The sequence below is a fragment of the Singulisphaera acidiphila DSM 18658 genome (assembly GCF_000242455.2).
GTDB lineage: Bacteria > Planctomycetota > Planctomycetia > Isosphaerales > Isosphaeraceae > Singulisphaera > Singulisphaera acidiphila.
Window position 1 is genome coordinate 613689 of record NC_019892.1, and the last position, 14969, is coordinate 628657.

Annotated in this window: 25 protein-coding genes; 1 reads left to right on the forward strand and 24 read right to left on the reverse strand. The window is 61.5% G+C overall.

Annotated features, from left to right (window positions below):
* Positions 1 to 258: 258 nt before the first annotated feature.
* The 24 genes from rpsM to rpsJ all read right to left on the reverse strand — a co-directional run bounded on the left by rpsM (position 259) and on the right by rpsJ (position 13915).
* Entirely contained in the window at positions 259 to 642 is a 384-nt protein-coding gene (rpsM, locus tag SINAC_RS02245) for a 30S ribosomal protein S13 (RefSeq protein ID WP_015244083.1), read from the reverse strand.
* A gap of 70 nt (positions 643 to 712) precedes the next feature.
* Positions 713 to 826 (reverse strand): 50S ribosomal protein L36, encoded by a 114-nt coding sequence (gene rpmJ / locus SINAC_RS02250; protein ID WP_015244084.1) that lies wholly within the window; start codon positions 824 to 826, stop codon positions 713 to 715.
* A gap of 230 nt (positions 827 to 1056) precedes the next feature.
* Positions 1057 to 1839 (reverse strand): type I methionyl aminopeptidase, encoded by a 783-nt coding sequence (gene map / locus SINAC_RS02255; protein ID WP_015244085.1) that lies wholly within the window; start codon positions 1837 to 1839, stop codon positions 1057 to 1059.
* A gap of 109 nt (positions 1840 to 1948) precedes the next feature.
* Positions 1949 to 3328 (reverse strand): preprotein translocase subunit SecY, encoded by a 1380-nt coding sequence (gene secY / locus SINAC_RS02260; RefSeq protein WP_015244086.1) that lies wholly within the window; start codon positions 3326 to 3328, stop codon positions 1949 to 1951.
* Between the two features lie 151 nt (positions 3329 to 3479).
* On the reverse strand, positions 3480 to 3932 hold the full coding sequence (rplO, locus tag SINAC_RS02265) for a 50S ribosomal protein L15 (protein ID WP_015244087.1): 453 nt from the start codon (positions 3930 to 3932) through the stop codon (positions 3480 to 3482).
* Positions 3932 to 4417, reverse strand: a complete 486-nt coding sequence (gene rpsE / locus SINAC_RS02270; protein ID WP_015244088.1) for a 30S ribosomal protein S5 — start codon at positions 4415 to 4417, stop codon at positions 3932 to 3934. The genes rplO and rpsE overlap by 1 nt, the downstream gene beginning before the upstream one ends.
* Before the next feature lie 12 nt (positions 4418 to 4429).
* Entirely contained in the window at positions 4430 to 4798 is a 369-nt protein-coding gene (gene rplR, locus SINAC_RS02275) for a 50S ribosomal protein L18 (RefSeq protein ID WP_015244089.1), read from the reverse strand.
* Between the two features lie 93 nt (positions 4799 to 4891).
* Positions 4892 to 5443, reverse strand: coding sequence for a 50S ribosomal protein L6 (gene rplF, locus SINAC_RS02280; RefSeq protein WP_015244090.1), 552 nt, complete (start codon positions 5441 to 5443; stop codon positions 4892 to 4894).
* A gap of 168 nt (positions 5444 to 5611) precedes the next feature.
* The gene (rpsH, locus tag SINAC_RS02285; protein ID WP_015244091.1) at positions 5612 to 6007 is read right to left on the reverse strand and encodes a 30S ribosomal protein S8; all 396 of its coding nucleotides are present in this window, start codon (positions 6005 to 6007) and stop codon (positions 5612 to 5614) included.
* A gap of 148 nt (positions 6008 to 6155) precedes the next feature.
* Positions 6156 to 6341, reverse strand: a complete 186-nt coding sequence (locus tag SINAC_RS02290) for a type Z 30S ribosomal protein S14 (protein ID WP_015244092.1) — start codon at positions 6339 to 6341, stop codon at positions 6156 to 6158.
* A 75-nt stretch (positions 6342 to 6416) separates the two neighbouring features.
* Positions 6417 to 6974 carry a 50S ribosomal protein L5 gene (gene rplE / locus SINAC_RS02295; RefSeq protein WP_015244093.1) on the reverse strand — a complete coding sequence of 186 codons (558 nt, stop codon included), beginning with the start codon at positions 6972 to 6974 and terminating at the stop codon, positions 6417 to 6419.
* 50 nt (positions 6975 to 7024) lie between these two features.
* Positions 7025 to 7396, reverse strand: a complete 372-nt coding sequence (rplX, locus tag SINAC_RS02300) for a 50S ribosomal protein L24 (RefSeq protein ID WP_015244094.1) — start codon at positions 7394 to 7396, stop codon at positions 7025 to 7027.
* Positions 7397 to 7496: 100 nt separating this feature from the next.
* A complete protein-coding gene (rplN, locus tag SINAC_RS02305) occupies positions 7497 to 7877 on the reverse strand; it encodes a 50S ribosomal protein L14 (RefSeq protein ID WP_015244095.1) in 381 nt (126 codons plus the stop codon).
* 124 nt (positions 7878 to 8001) lie between these two features.
* The gene (gene rpsQ / locus SINAC_RS02310; protein ID WP_015244096.1) at positions 8002 to 8337 is read right to left on the reverse strand and encodes a 30S ribosomal protein S17; all 336 of its coding nucleotides are present in this window, start codon (positions 8335 to 8337) and stop codon (positions 8002 to 8004) included.
* A 26-nt stretch (positions 8338 to 8363) separates the two neighbouring features.
* Complete coding sequence (rpmC, locus tag SINAC_RS02315) at positions 8364 to 8591, reverse strand: 50S ribosomal protein L29 (protein ID WP_015244097.1); 228 nt, start codon at positions 8589 to 8591, stop codon at positions 8364 to 8366.
* Between the two features lie 99 nt (positions 8592 to 8690).
* A complete protein-coding gene (rplP, locus tag SINAC_RS02320) occupies positions 8691 to 9110 on the reverse strand; it encodes a 50S ribosomal protein L16 (RefSeq protein ID WP_015244098.1) in 420 nt (139 codons plus the stop codon).
* The gene (gene rpsC, locus SINAC_RS02325; RefSeq protein ID WP_015244099.1) at positions 9049 to 9753 is read right to left on the reverse strand and encodes a 30S ribosomal protein S3; all 705 of its coding nucleotides are present in this window, start codon (positions 9751 to 9753) and stop codon (positions 9049 to 9051) included. The genes rplP and rpsC overlap by 62 nt, the downstream gene beginning before the upstream one ends.
* Before the next feature lie 18 nt (positions 9754 to 9771).
* A complete protein-coding gene (gene rplV, locus SINAC_RS02330; RefSeq protein ID WP_015244100.1) occupies positions 9772 to 10146 on the reverse strand; it encodes a 50S ribosomal protein L22 in 375 nt (124 codons plus the stop codon).
* 29 nt (positions 10147 to 10175) lie between these two features.
* A complete protein-coding gene (gene rpsS / locus SINAC_RS02335; protein WP_015244101.1) occupies positions 10176 to 10457 on the reverse strand; it encodes a 30S ribosomal protein S19 in 282 nt (93 codons plus the stop codon).
* Between the two features lie 186 nt (positions 10458 to 10643).
* Positions 10644 to 11504 (reverse strand): 50S ribosomal protein L2, encoded by an 861-nt coding sequence (gene rplB / locus SINAC_RS02345; RefSeq protein WP_015244102.1) that lies wholly within the window; start codon positions 11502 to 11504, stop codon positions 10644 to 10646.
* Between the two features lie 61 nt (positions 11505 to 11565).
* Complete coding sequence (gene rplW, locus SINAC_RS02350) at positions 11566 to 11892, reverse strand: 50S ribosomal protein L23 (RefSeq protein ID WP_015244103.1); 327 nt, start codon at positions 11890 to 11892, stop codon at positions 11566 to 11568.
* Positions 11893 to 11897: 5 nt separating this feature from the next.
* Entirely contained in the window at positions 11898 to 12641 is a 744-nt protein-coding gene (gene rplD / locus SINAC_RS02355; protein ID WP_015244104.1) for a 50S ribosomal protein L4, read from the reverse strand.
* A gap of 49 nt (positions 12642 to 12690) precedes the next feature.
* Complete coding sequence (rplC, locus tag SINAC_RS02360) at positions 12691 to 13323, reverse strand: 50S ribosomal protein L3 (RefSeq protein ID WP_015244105.1); 633 nt, start codon at positions 13321 to 13323, stop codon at positions 12691 to 12693.
* 259 nt (positions 13324 to 13582) lie between these two features.
* Positions 13583 to 13915, reverse strand: a complete 333-nt coding sequence (gene rpsJ / locus SINAC_RS02365; RefSeq protein WP_015244106.1) for a 30S ribosomal protein S10 — start codon at positions 13913 to 13915, stop codon at positions 13583 to 13585.
* Between the two features lie 350 nt (positions 13916 to 14265).
* Here rpsJ and SINAC_RS02370 point away from each other — a divergent pair, with 350 nt between their 5' ends.
* Complete coding sequence (locus SINAC_RS02370; RefSeq protein WP_015244107.1) at positions 14266 to 14928, forward strand: Uma2 family endonuclease; 663 nt, start codon at positions 14266 to 14268, stop codon at positions 14926 to 14928.
* Positions 14929 to 14969: the final 41 nt, after the last annotated feature.

The following is a 14969-nucleotide window of genomic DNA, read 5'->3' on the forward strand; positions in this document are numbered from 1 at the left end:
GTCCGTTGCTCCCTGGTCGAATCTCGAAATGGAAACGAGAAAACGATACCGAACTCGCGACTCCCGGATGGTTCGCGAACCAAAGAAAGAGACCTCAAGTCCCTTACTGTGGTCCCTTCTGGTCCCGGCCAACCCTACGGTCAGCCGGTCACAACCGGGTGAGCTCAGATCGTCGCGGCGCTGGCGGTTCGCGAAACCAGGCGGATCCAGTCCAGGCCGGTGAGGGCGAGAACGAAGCCGCAAGACTTCGCGATCCACTTAGCGCATTTCCTTGACGCCCTTCTTACCGGCGACCGTCTTCCGCGGTCCCTTGCGGGTCCGGGCGTTGGTTCGGGTCCGCTGTCCATGAACCGGCAACCCTTTACGGTGCCGAAGGCCACGGTAGCAGCCGATGTCGCGCAGCCGAGAGATGGCCTGCTGGACCTGACGACGAAGTTGGCCTTCGACGACGTACTCGCTATCGAGCAGAGCCGCCAATTTGGCCAGGTCGTCTTCGGTCAGGTCTTTCGAACGCTTGTCAGGGCTAATTCCCGTCCGTTCGCAAAGTTGCTCGGCAAGGAACGGCCCGATCCCGTAAATGTAGCGCAGCGCGATAACGGTGCGCTTGTCGTTCGGGATATCGACACCGAGGATACGAGGCATCCGTCCTATCTCCGTGAAGCAAGAACGTGGAGTGGCGTGGGCATAGCTCCGAGCCGAGGTCGGCGCGTCCTCAGCCTTGCCGCTGCTTGTGGCGGGGGTTTTCGCAGATCACGTACACTTTACCCCGGCGGCGAACGATCTTGCAGTGTTCGCAAATCCGCTTGACGCTGGATCGGATCTTCATCGGACTCCCAACTCTCTTTCCTAACATCGCGAGGCCGAACCACGAGGCAGCCCTCGCTGAGGGTTGCCTCGTTGAGAATCCCAATCCAGTCCTGAGGCCGAATTGGGCCAATATACAGACCACCCTGAGATTCCGCAAGACCGGAATCATCCGAGTGAAAAAAGGATTTGCCAGCGAGGTTGAGCTTGGCTCACGCGAAGTGGCGGCCAGTCGACCTCTTTGGCTCGACGTCAGTCTTCCAGGCAGGTCAGGATGCGCGGGCCCTCCGTGGTCATGGCGACGGTGTGTTCAAAGTGGGCACTGGCCCGTCGATCCTTGGTCTCAACAGTCCAACCGTCGTCGAGGGTTCGCACATCCTTGGTCCCGATGGCGACCATCGGTTCGATCGCCAGGACAAGTCCGGGCTCGAGCTTGATGTCGTGCTTGCGAAGAGCCTTGCTGACGAAGTTGGGAACTTGCGGCTCTTCGTGCATATCCTGACCGATACCGTGGCCGACAAACTTCTCGACCACGTACATCCCCTGGCTCTTGACGTACTGTTCCATCAGGCCGGCCACTTCAGACCAGGTCCGACATCGTGCCATGGCCCGAATCGCCAGGTCAAGCGTCTCCGAGGTGACGTCCAAAAGCTTTTGGACCTCAGGTTGGATCGCGCCGATCGGCAGTGTGACGGCCGAGTCACCACACCAACCATTGATCTTGCAGCCGGTGTCGATCGAGACCACGTCCCCTTCGCGGAGCGGGCGGTGGTTGGGGATCCCGTGAACGACCTGTTCGTTGACGCTCGCGCAGATGACCGCCGGGAACGGTGGCTTCCCCTTGACCGAGCTCGGATAGCCACGGAACAAGGGGATCGCCTTGTGCTCACGAAAGATGGCGACAACCGCATCGTCGAGTTCGGCGGTGGTAGCGCCGGGCACGGCAAGTTGGCGGACCCGGTCGAGGGCCTTGGCGACCACTCGACCCGCCTCGCGCATCAGAGCGATTTCACGGGGGCTTTTCAGCTTGAGCACGATTCGTTTCGTTCCAACCCGGTCCGCGGAGTGGCGGAGGACAGTGACACTTCAAAAAAACCTGACGCCTCTCGTCTCTTGGCGATGGCCCGAGTCGATATCGTCCCGATCAACGCTTGCTGACCAGACCCCCGTAATTCCTCATGATCAGGTGGCTGTCGATCTTCTGCACCAGGTCCAGGCAGACGCTGATGACGATCAAGAGCCCCGTACCGCCAAGGAATGACGCAATCGTGAAGTCAACGTTCAAGGCGTTCTGGACAAGGGTCGGAATCACGGCGACCAGGCTCAAGAAGGCCGCACCGACATAGGTGATCCGGAGCATGACCTTCTCAAGGTAATCCGCAGTGCGTCGTCCTGGGCGGTAGCCCGGGATGAAACTGCCGTAGTCCTTGAGATTCTCCGACATATCCTTCGGGTTGAACGTGATCGCCGTCCAGAAGTAGCAGAAGAAGTAGATCAGCACGATGTAGAACAGCGTGTAGACATAACCCTGCTTCTGGAAGGCGTCCGACAGCTCTTGGGCAAAGGTCGCGAACGCGGACCAGATACTCCAGGTGTCGGCGTTCTGCCACTTCGCCGTGGCCCTCGCCATACCGTTGAGGATAAACGAGGGGAAGATGAGCAGGCTGGAGGCGAAGATGATCGGCATCACGCCCGCCTGATTCACCTTGAGCGGCAGATACTGTCGGGTGCCGCCGAAGACCCGCCGTCCGCGAACATGCTTGGCCGACTGGGTCGGGATTCGTCGCTGGCTTTCGGTGATCGCGATCACGCCCACGACAACCGCAACGAACAGGCCGATCAAGAGGACGATGGTGGTGAGCGGATACTTGCCGGCGTCGGCCGTCAGCCGCGGGGTCGCGTTTTCCCAGAGCTGTTTCATCGCCAGGGGCATGCGTGCCAGGATCCCGGCCATGATCAGCAGGCTGATCCCGTTGCCGATGCCGTACTCGTCAATCTGCTCGCCGATCCACATCAGGAAGATCGTGCCGGCGGTCATGATCGAGACGCAGACTAAGCCGTCCCAGAAGTTTTGGTGCGCCGGTAAGACGACACCCATCTGGGGACTCATCATGTATTGGACCCAGAAAGCGCTCTGGATGGCGCAGAGTATGACGGTGGCGTACCGCGTATACTCATTGATTTTCTTCCGACCGCTCTCCCCCTCCTTCATCATCGCTTCAAGCGAAGGGACGACGCTGCCGAGGAGTTGGAAGATAATCGAAGCGGAGATGTACGGCATGATCCCAAGGCCGAAGATGGTGCTCATCCCGATCGAGGTGCCACCGAACATGGCGACGGTGCCGAAGAGCTTGCCCGCGGCGTTCTGGCTCTGTTGTTCTTGCCAGTTCTTGAGCTGGTCCTGGTTAACGATCGGCAGGGGTACGTAGAACCCGAGTCGATAGATTGCCAGGAACATGAGCGTCATCAGGATCTTGCGCTGAAGCTCGGGCACCTTGAATAGGATCGTGTAGAGCTTGCCCACGGCGGGACGCCTCCTTAAGGCTGCAGGCAGTCAAAATGCGGACCAGACGGTAGTCGGCAAGAAAAAGACGACGGCGGATACGACGGACCAGGGCCACGCGTTGGGAAACGGAGGCCCTGGTGGTTGCGGACGGATCCGCCCTCGGGTGCTCTTATTGGACAACGACCGCGGTGCCGCCCGCCGCGACGATTTTGGCGACGGCCGATTCGCTGAACTTGTGGGCATGGACGGTGAAGGCTTTGGTCAGTTCGCCTTCGCCGAGGATTTTCACCCCGTCGTCATGCCGGCCTTTGACCAGGCCGCGGGTTCGCAAGACCTCTTCGTTGATCACGGCCCCGGCTTCGTAGCAGGCCTCGATCGCGGAGAGGTTGAGGATCGCATAATCCTTGCGGAACGCGCCGTTGACGAATCCACGCTTCGGAACGCGGCGTGCCAGAGGCATCTGGCCGCCTTCGAAGAGGGCGTTGTACTTGAACCCCTGGCGGGAGGAGTGACCCTTGTGTCCCTTGCCCGAGGTCTTGCCGTGGCCCGACCCGATACCGCGGCCGATCCGCTTCCGCTTCTTATGCTTATGAATGCCTTGATCGACGTCGTGAAGTTGCATTACAGAGCCACTCCCCGCAGACGTGCGACTTCGTCTTTGGTCCGCAGTTGCGTCAGGGCGTCGATTGCCGCCTTGACCAGGTTGAGCTTGTTGGTGGAGCCGTAGCTCTTGGTCAGGATATCAGTGATGCCGGCTGCCTGCACCACGGCGCGGACGGCGCCACCGGCGATCACGCCGGTACCCGGGCTGGCCGGGAGCATGACGACGCGTGCTGCGCCAAATTTGCCGATCACGCGGTGGGGAATCGTCCCGCCGCGAAGATTGACTCGGTTCATCTGCTTGTGAGCGTCTTTGACGCCCTTTTCGACCGCGGGGGGAACTTCGTTGGCCTTGCCGTAACCCCAGGCCACCTGTCCTCGGCTGTTGCCGACGACGACCAGGGCGTTGAAGCTGAACCGGCGGCCACCTTTGACGACCGCGGCGCAACGGCGAATGGCCACGACGCTTTCCGACCACTCCCCTCGTTCACGACTGTCGCTCGACACGGCGGGCTCCTATTAGAATTGCAGTCCCGCCTCACGGGCGGCGTCGGCGAGGGCCTGAACCCTGCCATGGTACTTGTAGCTTCGACGGTCGAAACAAATCTTGTCAATACCGGCCTGCTTGGCGCGCTCGGCAACCTTGCGTCCAACGGCCGTGGCGGCGGCCTTGTTGCCACCGTAAGCCTGCTCGCCGCGGACCTCGGAGTCGAGCGTGCTGGCCGAAGCCAGAGTCGTCCCGTCCTGGTCGTTGATGACTTGGGCGTAGATGTGCTTGGAACTGCGGAAGATGGCCAGGCGAGGCCGTTCGGGGGTGCCGAAGATTCGCTTGCGGACGTGCCGTTGCCGTCGCAGCCTCCTCGCTTGCACCTGTTTGCGCTCGTTCACCGGATGATCCTTTGCGATGCTCGGGGTTGAGGGACGGCCGGGATCGGCCGGGCGTCCAGCCCTTCAGTTCTTGTATTCAGAGTATGTGGACGATTACTTCGAGCCGAACGCCTTGCCTGCCTTGCGGCGGACAACCTCGCCCTCGTAGCGAATTCCCTTGCCCTTGTAGGGCTCAGGGGGGCGGACCTTGCGGACCACTGCGGCAAACTGGCCGACCGCCTGCTTGTCGGAACCGGTGATAACGATGTGGGTGGGGTCGGGGATCGTGACGGAGACTCCCGCGGGGGCCTCGAGCACGATCTGGTTGGCGAACCCGACCTGAAGGGCCACGGTGTTGGCCTTCTTCAGTTGGGCCTGGTAGCCGACGCCGACGATCTCGAGTTTCCGGGTGTACCCGTCGGTGACTCCCTGGACCATGTTGGCGACCAGGCTGCGGGTCAGGCCGTGGAGCGACCGACTCTCGCGTTCATCATCCGACCGGGTGACGAGAATCTGCTTTTCAGACTCATCGTACTTGACCTCGATCTCGGACCGATAGGTAAACGTCAGCTTTCCCTTGGGGCCTTCGACGTTGACTGTCGAGTCGGCCACGGACACTTTCACATTGGCCGGTACGGGCACCGGCTTGCGACCGATACGGGACATGGGACCGTCATCCTCTCGCTCTTGAGCACCATCTGGGAGACCGACCGCCCTCGCCGCCGCGATGCGATTCGGTTGGATCCGTACGAGACCCGAACTCTATGGGAAGGAGGCTAAGCACCCATCCCATCGTGGCCTCCGCCATCGGGCGAAGGGGTTCTTGGGTCGACATCAATGGATCAGGGCGAGGACCTCGCCGCCGACCTTCTCGGTCCGGGCGCGGCGGTCGCTAACAACCCCGTTGGGGGTGCTGAGGATCTGAATGCCCATGCCCCCCAGGACCGGTCGCAGATCCTTGTAGCCGCGATAGACCCGGCAGCCGGGCTTGCTGACGCGGTCGATGCGGGTGATCAGTCGCTCGCCGTTCGGCCCGTACTTCATGTGCAGGCGAAGGGTCTTGGCGGGGAGAGTTTCGAGTTCCTCGAACTCCCAGATGTAACCTTCGTCCTTGAGGACCTGGGCGATCCCGCGGCGGATCTTGGAGGTGGGCATCTCCACCAGGGGGCGCTCAATCCGGGTCGCATTGCGGATCCGGGTGAGCATGTCGGCGATCGGATCGGTCATCATGGCAGGGGCAAGTCCCGTCAACCACCACGGGTAACGCGCCTTGGGCCGGCGAGACAGTCGCCGGGAAGGCCGCGTCGGCGCGGCAGGATTGTGCGAAGCGGCTCGTCGGATTATGACCGACGGCCCGATCAGCTGGTTCCGTTTTCGGTTACCAGCTAGCTTTCTTGACACCCGGAATCAGGCCGCGGGCGGCCAGGTTACGGAAGCAGATTCGGCAGATGCCGAACTTGCGATAGACGGCTCGGGGGCGGCCGCAGAGCTTGCACCGGTTGCGGTGTCGAACCGCGAACTTGGGAGTGCTCTGCGACTTGATCATCTGGGCTTTGGTCGACATCGCTGTCTCACCGTCACCTGGGATAGAGGGTCATTCCTGTGAATTCGATCCGGACGACGGTGCCCGGCGAATGACTCAACGGGACTTTTGCTGGGGTTGACGGAAGGGCATGCCGATGGCACGCAGGAGTTCCCGGGCCTGATCATCATTGTCCGAAGTCGTGACGATGGTGATGTCCATGCCCTGGGTGTGCTGGAGTCGGTCGGCGTCGATCTCGGGAAAGACGACCTGCTCGGCCAGACCGAGCGTGTAGTTGCCGTGACCGTCGAAGCTGTTGAGGTTCACACCTCGGAAGTCACGAATACGAGGGAGGGCGATCGAGATGAGTCGATCGAGGAACTCGTACATCCGCTTGCCGCGGAGGGTGACCTTGCAGCCGATTTCGTTGCCTTCGCGGAGCCGGAAGCCGGAGACCGAGACCTTGGCCTTGGTGATCAAGGGCTTCTGGCCGCTGATCCGGGTCAGGCTGTCGACGGCGACGTCGAGCAGGGCCTTGTCTTGCGTGGCGCGGCCGACCCCCATGTTGATGACGACCTTCTCCAGCTTCGGGATCGCCATCTTGTTGGTCAGGTTGAACTTCTCGGCGATCGCCGGAGCGATCGTCGTATTGTACTGTTCGAGCAAGCGAGCCATTCCGGTCGTCCTTCAAACGCGGAGTTGCGTTTTCTCTTTGGCTTCGAGTTTTATTTCTTGGCGGCCGTGGCGTGTGCCGGCTTGACGGGGCCGACGCTGCCCAGGCTGGCCGAGCACGCCTTGCAGTACCGTTGCTTCTGGCCGTTTTCCGCGAAGCGGTGACCGATCCGGACGCCTCGCTTGCAGGAGGGGCAGTAGAGCATCACGTTGGACGCGTCGATCGGCATCTCCTTGGAGAGCCGTCCCCCTTGCTGGTTTTTAGCGCTCGGCTTCAGGTGCTTCCAGACTCGGTTGACCCCCTCGACGACGATCTTGTTTTTCTCGGGGAGGACGCGAAGCACTTTGGCGATCTTGCGATTCGTGGGGCTGCCCTTGTCGTCGCCCGTGATCACCTCGACCTGATCGTCTTTGCGAATTTGCATAGTCAGCTCTTAGCGGAGTCGTCGTTTGAGTGTGGGGACGCCCCACTGGTCCTCTTCTCAGGCTTGGCGGGCCGCTCCCACCCTTGCGAAACCAGGAAGTTTAGACCACTTCGGAGGCCAGGCTGATGATTTTCATGAACTGGCGTTCGCGGAGCTCACGGGCGATGGCGCCGAAGATCCGGGTCCCGCGCGGGTTCTTCTCGTTGTCGATCAGGACGACGGCGTTGCGGTCGAACCTGACATAGGAGCCGTCAATGCGGCGAGTCGAGTTGCGGACGCGGACGATCACGCAGCGGACAACGTCCCCCGCCTTGACGTCGCCACCGGGGCTGGCCTTCTTGACGCTGGCGATGATGATGTCGCCGATCCCGGCGGTGCGTCGCTTGTAGTGCGAGGCGCTTCCACCGAGGACCTTGAAGCACATGACTTCTTTGGCCCCGCTGTTATCGGCGACGTCAAGCCGCGTTTGCATCTGGATCATGGGACACGCTACCTAAGGGGGATGCCCGCGATTCTCTTATAAGTAGAAAGGTGGACGATGCCCACCGATCCAAACCAAGAAAAAGGTGGACGGCGTCCACCTTTAACGTAACGAACGAACGGAATCAGGCCGGCTTCTGCGCCGCCTCGCCTTCGCCGGCCAGGGCCTGCTGGGCACCTTGCCGAACGATCCGGACGATCCGCCACCGCTTGAGCTTCGAGAGCGGGCGGGTCTCCATGATCTCGACCACGTCTCCCAGGTGCGAGACGTTCGTTTCGTCGTGCGCGTGGCAGATGGTCCGCCGGCGGAGCAGCTTACCGTACTTGGGGTGGGGGAAGAGGATTTCGACCTCGACCCGCCGGGTCTTGTTCATCTTGTCGGAAGTCACGACCCCGATCTCCGTCGTGCGCCTGGAGCGGGCGCTGGAGGGGGCGTCGGGGGTGGTTGTCGGTTGGCTCATCGCAGGTTACCGGTTCGTTTCCGAGGTTATGGGGTGGAGGCCGTAGCGACGGTTTGTTCCCGCTCGATTTCACGGAGCCGGAGGATCGTCTTGATGCGAGCGATCTCCCGCTTGGCCTTGATAATCTCGCTGGGTGCCTCGAGCCGCTCGGTCTCACTCTGGAGGCGGAGCCGGAACAGGTTCTGCTGAGTTTCTTTCAGCAGCAGGTCGAGCTGCTCGTCAGTCTGTTCGCGGAGCTCGGCAGACTTGCTCATGTTCGGTTTCTCCTGGCGGCGTCGGCTCGCGGAGTAATCGCTTCCGATTGGGTTGTTGGTCGTTGTCCCTCGAGCCGACCTGGCGCCGAGGAGTGTGAATTATAGCGTGGGCCGCCGAGTGACGAACCGGCAGGCAACAGGAAGCTTGTGGGAAACGCGAGCGAGGGTGGCCCGGGCCAGTTCTTCGCTCACACCACCGATCTCGTACAGGACTGTACCCGGCTTGACGACGGCTGCCCAGTACTCGACTTCACCCTTACCTTTACCCATCCGGGTTTCGGCGGGGATCGAGGTCACGCTCTTGTGGGGGAAGATTCGGATGAAGAGCTTCCCGCCCCCCTTGACCGACTGGCTTGCGACCACGCGGCCGGCCTCGATCGTCGCGGCACTGATCTTGCCAGGCTCGAGCGATTGAAGGCCGTATTCGCCGAAGGCGACGTAGTTGCCGCGGGTCGCGTTACCTTTTACGCGGCCTTTTTGGCTTTTTCGGTACTTGACCCGCTTGGGCATCATGGCCATCGGTGCCGCCCTCCGTCTTCAGGTAATCGCCTTGGTTGACCCACACTTTGATCCCGATATGGCCCTGCGCCGTCTTCGCTTCGTGGAAGCCGTAGTCGATCTTGGCCCGGAGCGTGCTCAGGGGGATCGATCCGAGATTGGCCGACTCGGTCCTTGACATTTCGGAGCCGCCGAGACGGCCTGACAGTTGAATCTTGACGCCGCGAGCGCCTCCGTCCATGGTCTGCTCGAGAGCGCGCTTCATGGTTCGGCGGAAGCTCGACCGTTTCTGCAACTGTTCGGCGATATCCTCGCTGATCAGCTGGGCGTCGATCTCGGGTCGGGTGACCTCGACAATCTTGACCTCGATCCGGCGGCCGGTGAGCTCTTGGAGCTCATCCTTGAGCCGGTCGACCTCGGCCCCTTTGCGGCCGATGATGATGCCCGGTCGCGCAGTGGACAGGAACACGGTCACGGCGTCGCGGGTTCGCTCGATCTCAATCTTGGGGATGCCAGCGTAGCTGTATTTCCCCTTGATGAACTTGCGAATTTTGAAGTCTTCGACCAGGAGGTCGCTAAATTCGTGCTTGGAGGCGTACCAGCGACTTCGCCAGTCCTCCATGATGCCGACGCGGAATCCGGTCGGATGAGTTTTCTGGCCCATGGATCGGCGTCCTCTTGGTTAGTCGTTGTCCGAGGTCACGGGGACGGCCGCCAGGTCGGCCAGGCCGATCTCGATGTGGGCGCTACGGCGGCGAATCATGTAGGCCATTCCTCGCGCCCGAGGCATCAGCCGTTTGAACATCGGCCCACCATCGCCGCGGGCGTCGACGACAACCAGGTCGCCGACGTTGCGGATGCCGCGATCCTCGGCGTTGGCCATCGCACTTTTGAGGACTTGCTCGATCATCCGTGCCCCGCGGTGGGGCAGGTACTTGAGTGTATCCATGGCGTCGTCGGCATACTTGCCACGCACCAAGTCGAGGATCGGGCGAAGCTTACGCACCGAAATTCGGGCGAAGCGATGCTTTGCGACATAATCAGATGAAGGGCTCATGGCCGGTTTCCCACGCGGTTGTTAGGCGATTACTTGCGGGCGCCCTTGGTCGACTTGCCGCCGTGGCCTTTGAAGGTCCGGGTCGGCGAGAACTCGCCGAGCTTGTGGCCGACCATATCTTCAGTCACGTACAGCTTGATGAAGTTCCGCCCGTTGTGAATGGCAAAGTTCTTGCCAATGAATTCGGGCACGATCGTGCAGGCGCGGGCCCAGGTCTTGATAGGTTCGCGGCTACCGTTGTTGTCGGCCCGGTAAACTTTCTCGAGCAAACGCTCGACGACGTACGGGCCTTTCTTTAACGAACGTCCCATGATTGTCTGGTCCCAGACCCCCTTCGGGGTCAATTGCGTGGAGATACGGAGCAAGATCTCGCGGTTGTTTCGATTCCGTTCGGCCCGGATCGTTTTGACGTCACTTCAGACAACCCGGCCGGTCTTCGTACTCGGTGACGACGACCGGCCGGCGGAAGACGGACGCGGCAAAAGAGCCGAGGCCGATCAGACTTTCAACTGGCCGTAGCGAACGCTGCGGCGACGACGAATGATGGCCGAGTTCGACGGCTTGCGGCGACGGCGGGTCTTACCCCCCTTAGCCAGCTTGCCGGTCGGCGAGCACGGGTGGCGACCACCCGAGGTTCGCCCTTCACCACCACCCATCGGGTGGTCGACCGGATTCATCGCCACACCGCGAACGTGGGGTCGGCGTCCGAGCCAACGCTTGCGGCCCGCTTTGCCCAGTCGGATGTTCATGTGGTCGGAGTTGCCAACCACGCCGATGGTGGCGCGGCAGGCAGCCGGGATTCGCCGGACTTCACCCGAGGGGAGGGTGATCTGCGCCCAGGTCCCTTCACGGGCCGTCAAGGTCGCATAGACCCCCGCCGAGCGGCAGAGCTTCGCTCCGCCACCGGGCTGCATCTCGAGGTTGTGGATCGAGAGGCCGGTCGGAATCTTCGAGAGCGGCAGGCAGTTGCCCACTTTCGGCTCGGCACCCGGACCGGTGTTGACGGTCATCCCGGCCTTCAGTCCTTCGGGGGCGATGATGTACTTCTTCGCGCCGTCGGGATAGACGATCAGGGCGATCCGCGCTGAGCGGTTCGGGTCGTATTCGATATGGGTGACCTGCGCCGGGATGCCATCACGGTCGTTGCGCCGGAAATCGATGATCCGGTACATCCGCTTGTGGCCGCCGCCGCGGTGCCGCGCGGTGATGAAACCTTGATTGTTCCGACCGCCCGTCTTCTTGAGCGGCTCGGTCAAGCTTTTTTCGGGCTTCTTGTTCTTGTCCGTCAGCTCGGAAAAATCGCTGACCGACGCGTTCCGGCGCCCGGGGCTGGTCGGTTTGTAGTAGCGGATACCCATCGGGGTCGCGTCCTTCGCTGGACCGGTCCGGTGCAGTCCGGCCGATTGATCTCAGTCGATATCAATAAAAGTCGATTCGGTAATCTTCGTGGAGGGCAACGATCGCCTTCTTCCAGTTCCGCATCCGTCCCGCCTTGAGGCGGTAGCGGCGAAGTTTGCCGCGGCGGTTCTGGGTTCGGACGTCGGCCACTTTGACGTTGAACAGGACCTCAACGGCCGCCTTGATCTCAGTCTTCGTGGCCAGTGGGTTGACCTCGAAGGTATAGGCGTTGTGCCGTTCCGAGAGGTGGGTTGCCTTCTCGGTGATCAGCGGGCGGAGCACGACCTGGTACGGTTCCAGGACCGGTCCGCTGCGCTGATATTGGGGTGGACGACGAAGCGTGACCATGAGACTCAGCTCTCCGTTGAGGCGGCCTGGGCTGGGCGGCGGACCGGCTTGTCCTTGACCCGATCCTTGAGGGCGGCCAGCGCCTCACGGGTCAAGAGCAGGTAGCGCTGCTTGAGGATGTCGTAGGTGTTGAAGTCGGCCACCGGGGACACCTGGACCCCCTCGATGTTCCGGGCGCTCTGGTAGAAGATCGGGTCATGCGTGGGCAAGCCGATCAGGATCGTCCGATCCTCGAGGGTTCGATCCCGGGCCTTAGCCTTGGTCTCGCCGTCGGTGATGATGGCCTCAGCCTCGGTGATGTCAGGTCGGCGGATCGCCCGCAGTACCTGCGCCACCTGCTTGGTCTTGGGAGCCGTCGGCGCCAGACCGTCGATGATCAGGGCTTGGCCGTCCTGGAACTTCGACAAGAGAGCCATCCGGATCGCGGCGCGAACCGCTTTCTTGGGCATGGCGTAGCTGTAGTCACGATTGCGGCGGGCGAAGGCGACACCGCCACCCACTCGCTTGTTCGTCCGCTTCGATCCGGCACGGGCGTTGCCCGTCCCTTTCTGGCGGAACAGCTTCTTGCCGGAGCCGGCCACATCGGCCCGGCCTCGCGTGTTCACCGTGCCGACGCGACGGTTTGCGCGGTGCATTACCACCACGTCGTGCAGGAGCTGCTTGTTGACCTCACCGCCGAAGTCGGCCGGGTCAATCGATTCCTCCCCTACCTTTTCGCCGGCAGGGTTATACACGGGTACGGTCAGCATGATTCGATCGCTTCGCGTTTCAGGTTTGCGGATTCGATCCGTCGGTCGATTACACCTTGTTCGTCTGGCGGATCGTAAGGAAGCCGCCGTTGGGACCGGGGACTGCGCCCCGAACCAGCAACAGGTTGTTAGTGAGGTCGACCCGGACCACTTTGAGGTTTTTCACCGTGATTCGGGCGTTGCCGAACTGGCCCGGCTTTTTGATTCCCTTGCGGGTATGAGCCGGATCAGCACTCGGGCCGGAGGAGCCAGGGTGACGGTGCATTCGCTTCACACCGTGGGTGGCCCGCAGCCCCTTGAAGCCGTGCCGCTTCAAGACACCGGAGAAACCACGCCCCTTGCTGGTGCCGATGACGTCGACCCGGCCGATCTCGTTGAAGACCTCGACCGTCAGGGTCTGACCCGCGGCGACGTCCGTGGGCCCGTCTTGACGGAGCTCGCGGATGTATCGCTTGGGTTCGGCGTCCACTTTCTTGGCGTGGCCACGCGCCGCTTGGGTCGCGTTCTTTCGTTTTTTGTCAGCGTAGCCGAGTTGCACGGCGTGGTAGCCGTCCCGTTCCTCGGTCCGGACCTGAAGCACGGTACACGGGCCGCACTCCAGGACCGTGATCGGGACGGCCGTGCCGTCGGCTTCATAGATCTGTGTCATGCCGACTTTGCGGCCGAGCAATCCGACGCGCATCACAAAAACTCCGTCGTCAGTCGTCCCTACCCGGGCATCCAGAGGCCGCCGCCCGGCGAAGTCGTTTGCATCAATATTTGTTCTGCGGAATCATGTGAGGGCCGCAGCGACGATAACATCGGCGCTGCTGGATGAAGTTCAAGGGCCGATTCCCGTGCCCTGACTTCCGTCGACGCCGAGGCCGTCACCGAGCCGAAGCCCCGTCGTTCCTCAGCCACCCGCTCCCGGCCCTCACGCCAGCGTCCGCGGACCGATTCGATCAAGCCCCGGAGGGGGATGCCTTGATCTTGATGTCCACACCCGCCGGTAGGCTCAGCTTGTTGAGGGCGTCAATCGTCTTGTTGGTGGGCTGAACGATGTCGATCAGCCGCTTGTGGGTCCGAATCTCGAACTGTTCCCGCGACTTCTTGTCGATGTGCGGGCTTCGGAGCACCGTGTATCGTTCGATCCGGGTGGGAAGCGGAATCGGCCCGTGGACGATCGCCTCTGTTCGCTTGGCCGTGTCAACGATGTCCTTGGCCGATTGGTCAAGAATCGTGTGGTCGTACGCTTCCATCCGGATGCGTATCCGTTCGTTGCTGATACCCGCCACGCGTGGTTCCCTTCGCTTCCCGACGACCGCCGACCCGTCGGCCTTCCCTTGACGTACCATCACAGCCCGCATGTCACGCGGGAAAGTAAGAATGTAACGACCGTCTAGCGAGAAGTCAACGAAACTCACGCGACTTTTTTGAGAAGAGGCTCTGGCTTGGCTTGCTCGTCGGCTCCGGGTAGGGTAATAGCACATATTGTCCGACTTGGGACGGCTGAGGCTCCTTGTGGTCGCGATTCTCTAGATCGAGACCTTTTCTTCTTTGGTGAAAGGAGTTTACAGCCTCCCCTTTGATACCAAACGAGGGGTGATCCGGCGAATCGCTTGGTTCATTTCTGAGGTAATTCAATATGGCTACACTCACAACTCGATCCGGGGCGGAATGGACTGTCGCCGATCTGTTTGAGCGGTTTGGCCCGATTCCGTTCCGACGGATTCGTCAATTTCCCGCACCTGGGACCGGGACCGAGAAGGATGTGATTGATCTCCGTGATCGCGAGCGACGGTTGTTTGAACTCGTCGATGGGGTTCTTGTGGAGAAAGCCGTGGGGGTTCAGGAGTCGTACCTGGCGATTTTGATTGCGGCTCTCCTGGGTGAATTTGCCGCGCGGGGTGACCTGGGGATGGTGCTGGGAGCCGATGGGATGGCGCGACTCGTGCCTGGCCTTGTGCGGATCCCGGACGTATCGTTCATCTCATGGGATCGGCTCCCGGGCCGCCAGGTCCCTTTGGCTCCGATTCTGGAAGTTGCCCCCGACCTTGCCGTCGAGGTTTTGAGTCCGAGCAACACTTCGCAGGAGATGGAACGGAAACTGTTGGAGTACTTCGAGGCGGGTGTCCGCCTTGTCTGGTATGTCGATCCTGCCCCACGAACGGTCCGAGTTTTCACGGCACCCGGCCAATGTCTTGTTTTGGGCGAAGATCAGGCCATTGACGGGCACCCCGTTTTGCCCGGTCTGAGTATTCCGATCAGGCCTCTCTTTGAACGTCTAGGGCAGAAACCGACAGCTTGATTTGCGCTACAGCGGTTTTCGCTCGTATGGCACACAAACAA